At 72.8% G+C, this 10,859-nt stretch carries 10 protein-coding genes and 1 tRNA gene; 4 read left to right on the top strand and 7 right to left on the bottom strand.

Annotated elements, in window-relative coordinates; translation table 11 throughout:
- Positions 1 to 40: 40 nt before the first annotated feature.
- From IH80_RS0102450 to IH80_RS0102440, 3 genes are read right to left on the bottom strand one after another with little or no spacing between them, the layout of a single operon-like run.
- Positions 41 to 937 (bottom strand): carbohydrate ABC transporter permease, encoded by an 897-nt coding sequence (locus IH80_RS0102450; protein ID WP_234432091.1) that lies wholly within the window; start codon positions 935 to 937, stop codon positions 41 to 43.
- Positions 934 to 1,929 carry a carbohydrate ABC transporter permease gene (locus tag IH80_RS0102445; protein ID WP_030957255.1) on the bottom strand — a complete coding sequence of 332 codons (996 nt, stop codon included), beginning with the start codon at positions 1,927 to 1,929 and terminating at the stop codon, positions 934 to 936. Before IH80_RS0102445 ends, IH80_RS0102450 begins: the two co-directional genes overlap by 4 nt.
- Positions 1,926 to 3,263: an ABC transporter substrate-binding protein gene (locus IH80_RS0102440; protein WP_234432090.1), complete on the bottom strand. Its 1,338-nt coding sequence runs from the start codon at positions 3,261 to 3,263 to the stop codon at positions 1,926 to 1,928. Before IH80_RS0102440 ends, IH80_RS0102445 begins: the two co-directional genes overlap by 4 nt.
- A 382-nt stretch (positions 3,264 to 3,645) precedes the next feature.
- On the opposite strand from IH80_RS0102440, the gene IH80_RS0102435 reads away from it, so the two are divergent.
- A tRNA-Cys gene (locus IH80_RS0102435) sits at positions 3,646 to 3,721 on the top strand.
- On the top strand, positions 3,721 to 5,550 hold the full coding sequence (locus IH80_RS0102430) for a hypothetical protein (RefSeq protein WP_051808685.1): 1,830 nt from the start codon (positions 3,721 to 3,723) through the stop codon (positions 5,548 to 5,550). Before IH80_RS0102435 ends, IH80_RS0102430 begins: the two co-directional genes overlap by 1 nt.
- A 3-nt stretch (positions 5,551 to 5,553) precedes the next feature.
- Here the strand turns inward: IH80_RS0102430 and IH80_RS0102425 are convergent, their stop codons facing one another.
- Positions 5,554 to 6,945: a serine hydrolase domain-containing protein gene (locus IH80_RS0102425; RefSeq protein WP_030957251.1), complete on the bottom strand. Its 1,392-nt coding sequence runs from the start codon at positions 6,943 to 6,945 to the stop codon at positions 5,554 to 5,556.
- A 272-nt stretch (positions 6,946 to 7,217) separates the two neighbouring features.
- Here IH80_RS0102425 and IH80_RS38750 point away from each other — a divergent pair, with 272 nt between their 5' ends.
- Positions 7,218 to 8,294 carry an AraC family transcriptional regulator gene (locus IH80_RS38750; protein WP_051808684.1) on the top strand — a complete coding sequence of 359 codons (1,077 nt, stop codon included), beginning with the start codon at positions 7,218 to 7,220 and terminating at the stop codon, positions 8,292 to 8,294.
- A gap of 36 nt (positions 8,295 to 8,330) precedes the next feature.
- Here IH80_RS38750 and IH80_RS0102415 read toward each other — a convergent pair whose 3' ends face one another.
- Positions 8,331 to 8,696: a hypothetical protein gene (locus IH80_RS0102415; protein ID WP_030957247.1), complete on the bottom strand. Its 366-nt coding sequence runs from the start codon at positions 8,694 to 8,696 to the stop codon at positions 8,331 to 8,333.
- Positions 8,697 to 8,865: 169 nt separating this feature from the next.
- Here IH80_RS0102415 and IH80_RS47075 point away from each other — a divergent pair, with 169 nt between their 5' ends.
- A complete protein-coding gene (locus tag IH80_RS47075) occupies positions 8,866 to 9,021 on the top strand; it encodes a universal stress protein (RefSeq protein WP_324609381.1) in 156 nt (51 codons plus the stop codon).
- 107 nt (positions 9,022 to 9,128) lie between these two features.
- Here IH80_RS47075 and IH80_RS0102410 read toward each other — a convergent pair whose 3' ends face one another.
- Positions 9,129 to 10,115 carry a serine/threonine dehydratase gene (locus IH80_RS0102410; protein ID WP_107056735.1) on the bottom strand — a complete coding sequence of 329 codons (987 nt, stop codon included), beginning with the start codon at positions 10,113 to 10,115 and terminating at the stop codon, positions 9,129 to 9,131.
- A gap of 40 nt (positions 10,116 to 10,155) precedes the next feature.
- A complete protein-coding gene (locus tag IH80_RS0102405) occupies positions 10,156 to 10,797 on the bottom strand; it encodes a TetR/AcrR family transcriptional regulator (RefSeq protein WP_030957243.1) in 642 nt (213 codons plus the stop codon).
- Positions 10,798 to 10,859 lie beyond the last annotated feature (62 nt).

Genomic DNA, 10,859 nt, shown 5'->3' with positions numbered 1-10,859 from the left:
GGTACGGGGGCGTGCGGGTCGGTTCGCCGGACGGTCCGGCTCAGATCTTGACGGCCCCCTCGCCCACGCCCCTGAAGAAGAAGCGCTGGAGGGCGAAGAAGAGGAGCATCATCGGCAGGAGCGCGGCCATCGCGCCGGCGGCGATGAGCCGCTGGTCGTTGACGGTGGTGGCGCCGGCCAGGGTCTTGAGGCCCAGCTGGAGGGTGTAGTGGTCGCTGTCGGTGAGGACCAGCAGCGGCCACAGGAAGTCGTCCCAGGCGCCCATGAAGCTGGTGATGCAGACGACGGCCAGGGCACCCTTGGCGGAGGGCACGAAGACCCGGGTGAAGCGGGTCCACTCGCCCGCCCCGTCGAGGACGGCGGCCTCCTCGACCTCCTTGGGCACGGCGAGGAAGGCCGCCCTCATGATCATGATGTTGAGCACGGAGACCGCTCCGGGCAGCCACACGCCGATGAGGGTGTCGACCAGGCCCATCCCGCGGACCGTGAGGAACATCGAGATCATCACGGACTCGAAGGGGAACATCAGGGTCGCGACGAGGACGGTGAAGACCACCTCGCGCCCCTTCCAGGCGGCCCGGGAGAGGGCGTACCCGCCCATCGCGGCGAACAGCATGTTCGAGGTGATCGCGAGGACCGCGACGACGAGGGTGTTGCCGACGTACTGCAGCAGCGGGAAGGACTCCGCGACCCGGACGTAGTTGTCGAGGGTGGGCTGCGTGGGCAGCACGCCGTCGTACACGTTCTCGGTGCGGCCGCGGATCGACGTCAGGAACTGCCAGACGATCGGGCCCAGCATGACCACGAGCATGAGCAGCAGCGTGCCGTACCGGGCGGCCAGGCCGAGCCGGCGGCGCGCGCGACCGGTGCGGTCGGGCCGGTCGGCACGCTCGGCGCGCTCGACCCGGTCGGCTCCGCCGGGCGGTGTCGTGCTCATCCCCCGTCCCCCTTCGTCAGGCGGCGGCCCAGCAGGCTGAACCCCAGCGTGAGGAGGAACAGCAGGATCGAGATGGCGGAGGCGTATCCGGTCTCACCGGCGAAGCCGAGGCCCACCTGGCGGATGAGGAAGGGCAGCGTGCGGGCGCCGCCGCCGGGCCCGCCGCTCTCCCCGCCGAGGATGTAGATCTCGGTGAAGACGCGCAGGGCCGAGATGGCGGAGAGGGTTCCGACCAGCAGCATCATCGGCTTCACCTGGGGGACGGTGATGCTGAAGAAGCGGCGGACGGGCCCTGCGCCGTCGATCGCGGCGGCCTCGTGGAGGGAGGCGGGGACGTTTCCGAGGGCCGCGAGGTAGAAGACCATGTAGTAGCCGAGGCCCTTCCACACGGTCACGATCATCGCGGAGACCAGCAGCATCGTGCTGTCCGTCAGGAACGGGACCGGCTCGGAGACCAGGTGGAGCCGCCGGAACACGGTGTTGACGAGGCCGTCACTGCGCAGGACCCACTGCCAGATCAGCCCGACGACCACGGCGGAGGCGATCACCGGGGTGTAGAAGGCGGAACGGAAGAAGCCGATGCCGGGGACCTTCGCCCGGACGAGGACGGCGAGGGCCAGCGGCAGGAGCACCAGGCAGGGGACGACGACCAGGAGGTAGAGCACGCTGTTGCCGGTCGCGACCCAGAAGTCGGGGTCGGCGAGGGCGCGCCGGTAGTTGTCGAGGCCGACGAAGCCGCCGCCGCGCAGGATCCGGGCGTCGGTGAAGGAGAGGATGACGGTGTTGACGAACGGCCAGAGGCTGAACAGCACCACCATCACCAGGCCGGGGGCGAGGAAGAGGTACGGGGTCCACCAGGCGCGGTGGGGCAGCCCCCTGTCGGCCTCCATGGCGCGCAGCGCCGCCCTGCGACGGCGCCCGTCCGGCGGCGCGGGCGGGTGCGCGGACGGGCGGGCGGTGGCGGCGGGCCGGCCTGCGCCGACGGCGGTCATCCGCGGGCCGCGTCGGCGAGGAGCCTGTTCGCCGCTTCCTCGGCCTTCTTCACCGCCGTCCGGGCGTCCTGCTCGCCCTTGATGGCCTTCTGGACCTCGCGTACGACGGTGTCCCCGACCTGGTTGGTCCACTGCACCGGGGTGTTGGCGTCGAGGGCGGCGGTCTTCAGCTGGTCGGCGCCGACCGCACGGGCGAGTGTCTCGGCGTCGCTGCCGTCACCCCTGTCGGAGAAGAAGGGGTCCGCGAGGCCGCGGGCGTTGGAGGGGTAGATGGTGGCCTTCCTGGAGAACTCCACCTGGTTGGGGCCGTTGGTGACCCATTTCGCGAACGCGGCGGCCGCGTCCAGGTGCTTGGTGTCCTTCCTGATGCCGAGCGACTGGGCGTAGATGCCGATGTGCCCGAGCCGGCCGGTGACGGCTCCCGCCACGCGGGTCTTGGCGTAGACCTGCGGGGCGTTCTGCTTGATGTCCTTGACGAATCCCGGGGAGCCGGGGCCGAAGACCAGTTTGCCGCCGCCGTAGAGCTGGTTGATGTCGTCGGACTTCAGCAGGGACTCCTTGGGCATGGCGCCCTTGTCGTACAGGTCCTTCATGCGTTCCACCCATTCGACGGCCTTGTCCGTGTCGAAGGTGAACCGGTCCTTCCCGGCGTTGAGGACGGGGACGCCCATCTTCTGCCAGTCACCGGGCAGCCGCCCCTTGGGGTCGGCCATGAAGGCCGCGTACTGGCCGCCGGACCTGGCGGCGATCTGCTCGGCGTAGTCGAAGAACTGCTCCACGCTGGTGGGCGGAGCGGCCGGGTCCAGGCCGGACCTTTCGAAGAGCTCCCTGTTGTAGGTGAGGATCTCCGGGGTCACGTACCAGGGGTAGGCGTAGACGCTGTCACCCTTGCCGGGCAGCTTGAACTGCTCCCAGGCGCCGGGTACGTACTCCCCGGCCGAGTCCCCGTCGAGCTTCGCGACGTCGGCGAGCATGCCCCGGTCGCCGAGGAGCTGGAAGGAGTCGGTGGAGAGGTTGACCACGTCCGGGAGGGCACCTGCCTGGGCGTCGGCGACCAGCTTCTCGTTGTAGCCGTCGCCCGGCACGTCCTCCCAGTGGACCTTCACCTCGGGGTGTTCCTTCTCGAAGGCGTCGATGACGGCCTGTACGTAACCGGTGAAGACGGGCTTCAGCTGCAGGGTCCGGAAGGTGATCTCGCCGGCCACCCTGCCCGTTCTCTCCGCCTCCTCGGCGTCCCCGGCACCGGCGCCGCCGAGACCGCACGCGGCGGCCGCCAGGAGGGCGCCGGACACCAGCACGACAAGGGCCTTACGGGTCGCCTTCGAACGGGTCATCGTCGCCGCCTCCACAGAAGTCCGGCCTCGTCGCCGGAGGCGGTGCCCACCGTTACGGGAAAGCAAGTCCGCGTCAATGACGCCGATTCGGAGCTGGCCGATGACGGATGGGTGCCGAATCGCACGGCAACGCCCGGGAAATACCAACGGGCCTCGACCCCACGCCGCCGACCTTGACTGATGCGCTTTAGTACAAAGCTTTCCCCCGTCGCCACCGAGGCGACGACCGCGCGGCACGCACGTCGATGTTGACTCCTTGTCGCCCCTTTCCCCGGAGCGGCACTAATGCGCTTTACCTCCACCCCGACGGAACATCCTTTCCGGCCCGGTCCGGGGGGCGACTTGTACGACCGCCGTTCGACCGTCTACGTTCGGCTTCGAACGGCGTGTAGCTCAGCAGCCAGAGCACCGACCTGCACAGTCGGAGGGCGCAGGGGCAGAACCTGCCACGCCGGCCATGAACGAGAACAACGGACAGCACCCGCCCGCCGTCGGGCTCCCCTCCGCGGGCCTCTCCAGCGCGGAGCTCTTCGCCCACTTCCTCACCGACGACGGCCTCGCCCGGCTGGAGTCGCTGCTGGACAGCGGGCGGTACGAGATCCGTGCGCCGGAGCATGCCGCGCTGCTGTGCGTCGCGTGGCTACGGCGTGCGGGGGCGGGCGACGCCGCGGCCGCGCTCGTCGAGGAACTGCGGCCCTTCGCCTCCGAGGTGCGGTTCGCGCCGTATCCCGCCGAGCGGCCCGTCCCCGCTCCCGACGCCGTGCACCGGCTGACCGTCGGCGAGGCGGCCGCTGCGCTCGCGCGCCGCGGGCCGCGTCCCGCCGTCGAGGCGCAGCGCGAGGCGCTCACCGTCTGGCGGCCCTTCGAGGACGCACTGCTCGGCCACTGGCTGCGCGTCGAGACCGATCCGGCCTCCGTGACCCGGGAGGAGGGCGCGGCACTCCTCGTGCGGTACCGGGAGCTGGCGGCGGCGCACACCCGTTGCACCGGGCACCTGAACCCGAAGTCGAACGCGGCGGTGCTGCGCCTGGGGCTCGAGGAGACCGTGGCCGGACGTGACCTGTCGCCCGGCCTCGCCGGCCGGGTGCGCCACGCCGTCGCCTCGATGGTCGCCAAACGCGGCCGGCCGGGATCTGCCCGGCACACCCGGCTGCGGCGGGAACAGGCCCGGCAGGCGGCCCTGCCCGCACACCACGAACTGGCCGCGCTCGCCCTGCACCGGCTCGCCCCTCTGGACGTGAGCCGGGGGACGACGGATGCGGAAGCCCTGACCGGTCCGGTGACCGCCGAGGAGGCGAAGCACACCGGCCTGCCCGCCGGCACGGCCGTCCCCGCCTCGATCCGCGCCACGGTGGCGGCGACGTCCAGCGCGCCGCTGGAGACCCTGCTGGAGCGCGGGACGGTTCCCTCCGCCGAGGTACTGGCCGAGCTCGCGGCCCGGCTGATCCCCGGGCACACCGCACGCGGATACGCCGACGAGTCCCTCCGTCGGCTGATGGCGGCCCTCTTCGGCGCCCCCTCGCACCGCTACCCGCTGTGGTGGAGCCGGGAACACCATGCTCGGATCAACGGGTCGCCATGGGTCCGCGCGGTCGCTCCGTGGGGGGACGACCCGGTGGAGCAGGCCCGTTGGACCCTGCGGATGCTCGCCGAGGTCTGTGTGCGGGCCTTTCCCGGCTCGGGGCCGTCCAACCTGCTCGTACGGGTACTCGCCGAGCTCGTCCGGCAGGCCGAGCTGCCCGTACGGCTCGCGGCGGAGCCGTTCGCCGACGCGTACAGCGGGATGGCCACGCCCGAGCTGCTCTCGGCCGCCCAGGCCGCCGCCGAGTTGCTGCACGGCACGGTGTACGAGCGCTATCACGGCATCGACTACGCGGCCGTGCGGGAACTGGTCGTGGCCGGTGACCGGCACGGCTTCTCCCGGTTGTGCGCCGCGCGCGCCGGGCAGCCGGGGCTGTCGCCGGCCACCGACCCGGCGGTCATGGAGCAGGCCCGCGTTCTCACCGCGTCCCCTCTCGCCACGCTGGTCCGGGACGTGGGCATCTCCCCGCGGGCCGGCTGGGACGACCTGGCCCGGGGCGCCTTCAGCGCTGCGGCACGCAGGGGCGCGACGGACCGGGGCGTCGCGACCGCCTGGCGGCAGCTGGTGTTCCACCTCTCGCTGTGCGCCGCGGACGAGCAGGCCCGGGTACTGGCCTGGATCGACGACCGGGCCGCCCGGCTGCCGGCCCGCGCCGCCGAAAGGGTCGCCGGGCCGCTCGCCCGTCTCCGCCTCGCCGTCCCGTAGCAGTCAGCGCGAGGTCGTCCGGGGAGCGCAGCGCATGTTGATGTAGCAGCAGGGGGTGCCGTCGACGAGGGCGGCGAAGACGACCGGGGTCCAGGCCTCGCCGAAGGCCGTGCCCGCCGCGCCGGCCGCAGCGAAGACCGTCGCGCTGAGCGGGGTGAGGTCGCTCTCCAGGGGCGGTGAGAAGTCCCCCATGCCGTCGGCGAACTCGTAGCGCAGGTGCGGGGTGCCGTCGGGGGCGCTGACCGTGATGACGACTCCCTCGCGGCGGTAGGTCCCGAGCAGCGGGGTCATGTCGACGGCCGGCGGGTGTACGGGCGGCGCGAAGGGCGGGGGCATGCGGACCTCGGCGAGGTCCGCGAGGAGCTCACGGAACAGGTCGGCGTACAGGTGGCGGGCTCCTCCGCCGTTGGTGAGGAGGACGACGACGACGTCGGCGCCGGGAACGACCCGCAGGAAGCCGTACTGGCCGAGGGCGGCGCCGTCGTGGCCGTACCCGGGGACGCCGTTCCAGTCGTAGAGGGACCAGCCCAGCCCCCAGCCGTCCGCGCTCACCGTCCACCTGTCGGGGAGGTCGACCTCCCAGCGCTGCATCGCCGCGACGGCGCGGGCGCCCAGGACCTGGGTGCCGTCCGCGGTGGCGCCGCCGTCCAGGTGCATCTTGGCCAGGCGCAGCACGTCGGCGGCGCTGGCCAGGACGCGCCCGTACGGTCCTGCCGAACGGGGCAGCATGTCCCAGGCCGGCGCCGGTTCGGGGTCGGGCCCGTCGCCCGGTACGTGGCCCATCGCCGTACGGAAGGCCAGCGCCTCCTCGGGCAGGGTCATGGTGTGGGTCAGGCCCAGGGGGGCGACGATCCGCTCCTTCAGCACCTGGTCCCAGGTCCGTCCGGTGACGACCTCGACGATGCGGCCGAGGATGGCGTAGCCGACGTTGCTGTAGGAGACGGCCGTGCCGGGCGGGCAGTCGAGCGCCACGTTCCGGGCCGCCCGGACGTAGGCGGCCAGGCAGTCGTCGCCGCGCCCGCTGTCGTGGGTGAAGTCACCGGTGAGACCGCTGGTGTGGCTGAGGAGCCGGCGTACGGTGATCTCCTTGTCCGCACCGCGGGCGCCACCGGCCGGGGAGAACTCGGGGAGTAGCGCGGCAACGGGCGTGTCCAGGTCCAGCCGGCCGCTGTCGACGAGCTGCATGACCAGCGTGGCCGTGTAGACCTTGGCTATGGAGCCCAGTTGGAACACCGAGTCCGTGGTGGCCTCCACCCCTGTTCCGCGGTGCAGCAGGCCGCTGGCGAGCTCGTGGATCCGCCCGTCGGCGAAGACCGCGAGGACGGCGCCGGGAACGTGGTGGGCGGCGCGCAACGCGTCGAGGCGGCTCTGCCAGTGGGCAGGGGAGAACGTCACGTCGGATCCTTCGACTTTGGTGGTCTCGTACGGATCACGGCACGTGAGCGCAGGCGGTCGCCGATCCGCATACCCGTGATCGCCGCCACCGTAGGCCGGTGCCGAGGACGTCCATAAGGGCCTTCACGCGTCAGCGAGGGAACCGTCGGCGCCACCAGGGGAACGGTGGCGCGCCGGGAGGGCGCGGTGCATGCCGCGGAGGGGCGTCCGGGCGCCAAGCCGCTCCCGGCGCGGGGAGGTTCACCCGACCGGCTGGTAACGTCACTCGTTCTATGCAGCCTCCCCACGCCCACGGCACCGTCTCCGTGCACCTCGCGCGGTTCATCGTCGACGCCCTGCGCCGGTCGGGCGGGGACATGGGCCGGTTCGCCCGGTTCCACGACCTCGGCCCCGAGGTACTGGGCAACGACCTGGCCCGGGTCTCCACCCCGTCGGCGCTGGCCGTGTGGGAGGAGCTGACGCTCACCGAGCCGGGCACCGCGGTCGGCGCGCTGCTCACCGCCGAGGCGCCGATCGGCACGTTCGGCCTGTGGGACTACCTGATCACCAGCGGCCCCAGCCTCCGGGATTCCCTGAAGCAGGTGGTGGAGTACAGCGCCGTCATCGGCGACCCGGCCAACGAGAAGCTGCTCGTCGAGGAGGACGGACGCAGCCTCACCGTCCGGCACGCGACCGGGAGTTGGGGGCCGGACGTGGTGGAGGCGATCGACTGGTTCGCGCTGGCGATGTTCCTGACCCGGGCGCGTGCCGCCACCGCGCGTCCCCTCGTCCCGCTGCGCATCTCCGTGACGCACGGCGCGCCCGGCGGGTACCGGCGGCTGGCGGAGTTCTTCGGCACCACCCGCGTCGACTTCGAGGCGCCGTACAACTCGATCACCTTCCACGACGACGACGTCCGGGCGCCATTGCCCAAGGCACAGCCGGGGCTGGACCTCCTGCTGGCGCACCAGGCCCGGCTGACGCTGGCGGCCGCCCAGCCGGTGATGCTCTGGCAGGACAGCTTCCGGATGGTCCTCACCGGCGCCTTCCGGGAGGACACCGTGAACCTGGAGCACGTGGCGGGACGGCTGGCGATGAGCCCGCGCACCCTGCAACGACGCCTGCGGGAACTCGGCACGACCTGGCGCGAGGAGGTCGAGTCCGTGCGCCAGGAGCGGACCATGGAACTGCTGCGCACCACCGATCTGCCGCTCCAGGTGATCGCCGCCCGGGTCGGCTACAGCGACATGCGCGCGCTGCGCCGGGCGGTGCGGCGCTGGGACGGGCGGGCACCCCGCGACATCCGGACCGCGGCCGGCGACATCCGGACCGCGGCCGGGCTCGGGACGCCTGCCGCCCCGGGCGGCTGACGCCACCCGCGGCCCGCGCCCCGGCTGCCGAAACGGCTACTTCATGGGGTACTTGGTCTTCTCCGCGAGCTTGCCGTCCTTGAAGCAGAAGCGCAGCACCGTCTCCGTGCCCAGGTCGGTGTCGTCGGTGGAGATGTACCAGGCGCAGGTGCTGCCTTCGGGCTCGACCGGTCCGCCCTCCTTCAGGGCGCTCTTGACGAAGCTCTCACCCGACGGGAGCTTCGCGCGGACGTCGCTCTCCGCGTCGCCGGTCTTCACGCCCTCGTAGACCGCGGGGTCGAGCAGGGTCTTGTCCGCCATGTCGACGATCTTCCCCATGCCGAAGATCACCGCGGCGACGACGCCTATGCCCAGCACCAGCGCCACGCCGCAGCCGATCAGACAACCCTTGCGCTGAGCCACGCCCGTTCCTCCAAGTCGGTTCGCGTCCGGCGGTGTTCGCCTGGACGTTCACACCCTCGCAGGGCACGGGGGTCGCGGGCTGTCCTCGAAAGTCGTCACCCGCCGCAACGATCGTCGTTCGGGGTCGGCCCGGTGTTCCGCGTACGCCCGGTCGGCCGAGCAGGGGGCGGTGGCGGCCGAGGAGGCGGACCTGACGGTGGTCGGGACCCGCGGGTACGGCGGCTTCGAGGGCGCGTTGCCGGGGTCGGTGAGCGGGCCGGTCGCGCGGTTACTCCGCCGGCACGGTGGTGATCGCCCGCGAGAGCGACGTCGCGGACGAGGCTGAGGGCGCCAGCGGGAACGGCGCCTGACGCCCGGCGCCCGGCGCCCGGCGTCCGGCGGCCGGCGTCCGGCGTCCGGCGGCCGGCGTCCGGCGTCCGGCGTCCGGCGGCCTCAGGCCGTCGGCTCCGTCAGGTCACGGGGGTCCGTGTTGGCCCCGCACAGGACGACGGCGACGCGCTCCCCCATCGGTTCCGCGGCTTCGCGCAGGGCCGCCAGGGCGGTGGCCGCTCCCGCCTCGACCACGATCCGGTGCTCCTCCCAGACAGCACGGCGCGCCGCGGTGATCGCCTCGTCGGGGACGAGGACCGAGGTCACGTTCTTCTCCTGCGCGGCCGCCAGCGCGTCGGCCGAGACCCGGGTGGCCCCCAGGGAGTCGGCGGCCACCGAGTCCACGCTCACGTCGACGGGCCGGCCCGCCTCCAGGGCCGCGTTCAGGGCCCGGCAGTTCTCCGGTTCGACCGCGACGACCCGTACGCCGTGTTCGCGCGCGGCGGTGGCCACTCCCGCGAACAGGCCGCCGCCACCCACCGCGAGGATCACGGTGTCCAGCCCGGGCAGGCGGTCGCGGATCTCGTCGAGCAGGGTCCCGGCGCCGGCCGCGATGAGCGGATGGTCGTACGCGTGGCTGCTCAGCGCCCCGCTCTCGGCGGCGAACTCACGGCAGGCGGCGAGCGCTTCGGCGTACCGGTCGCCGACGAGCCGGACGTCGGCCCCGTAGCCGCGCAGCCGTTCCACCTTCACGCGCGGGGCGTTGGCGGGCAGGAAGACCGTCGCGGGCACGGACAGTGCGCGGGCGGCCCAGGCGCAGGCGAGCCCGGCGTTGCCGCCGGAGGCGATGGTGACGCCCGCGGCCGGAAGGGCGTCGGCCTCGTGGTGGGCGGCGAGGAAGTTGCGGGCGCCGCGCGCCTTGAAGGTGCCGGTGTGCTGGAGGTATTCCAGCGCGTACCAGACGCCGTCGGCGGCGGGCGCCACCGTGACGGGCCGTACGCCCCCGGCGATCCGCGCGGCGGCGGCGCGCACGGCGGCGTAGTCGAGCTGCTGCGCCGGGTGCGGGCGCTGCGCACGCTGCGGGTGCGTCGGGTACGGCGGGTGCTGCATGGTCGGTCTCCCCATCAGGTGGCGGGCCGGGCGGCCTCGATCAGGTGGCGGGCCGGGCGGCCTCGATCAGCTGGCGCAGGGCGCCGTGGTACACCTCGTGGTCCGTCAGCACCGGCAGTACGTCGGGCATGCCGCCGGACAGCACGGGGAACTCCTCGGGATCCAGCGCGGCCAGGGCGGCGCGCGAGGCGGCAGTGGCACTGGCCGGATCCCGGTGGTCCACGAAGGCCGCGCAGCCCAGGGTGAGCAGGTACATGCGGCGGTACGCGGCGATCGCCTCGGCGACGGTCATTCCCGCGGCCACACTGTCGGCGAGGGCCGGCTCGACCAGCCGGGCCAGCAGCTGCCGGCCGAGCCAGGGCCGGCCGCCGCGCAGCACGAGCAGCCCCGGGTGGGCGGTGAGCAGCCGGTACAGCGCACGGAACCGCTGCTCGGTTGCCGCGGCCCAGTCGGTGCCGGTGGGGATCTCGGGGAGCTGCGCGGCCAGGTGCTCGGTGCACAGGTCGAGGAGTCCGGCGAGGTCCACGCAGCGGCGCTGGACGGTGGCGTGCGAGACGTCGAGCCGGTCGGCGAGGGTGCGGAAGCTCAGGCTCTGCGGCCCCTCCTCATCGAGGATCCGCAGGGCGGCGACGGCGATGGCCCCCGGGGTGGCGCGGTCCAGGGCCTCTGATCTCCTCGGCATGAGATACATCGTATCATACGGCGTATCTTCTCTTTCGTGTGACAGCAGTTGCAGCCATATTG

The sequence above is a fragment of the Streptomyces sp. NRRL S-378 genome (assembly GCF_000720645.1).
Taxonomy (GTDB): domain Bacteria; phylum Actinomycetota; class Actinomycetes; order Streptomycetales; family Streptomycetaceae; genus Streptomyces.
The sequence above is the reverse complement of the archived record's forward strand: the minus strand, read 5'-3'. Positions and strand labels throughout refer to the sequence as shown.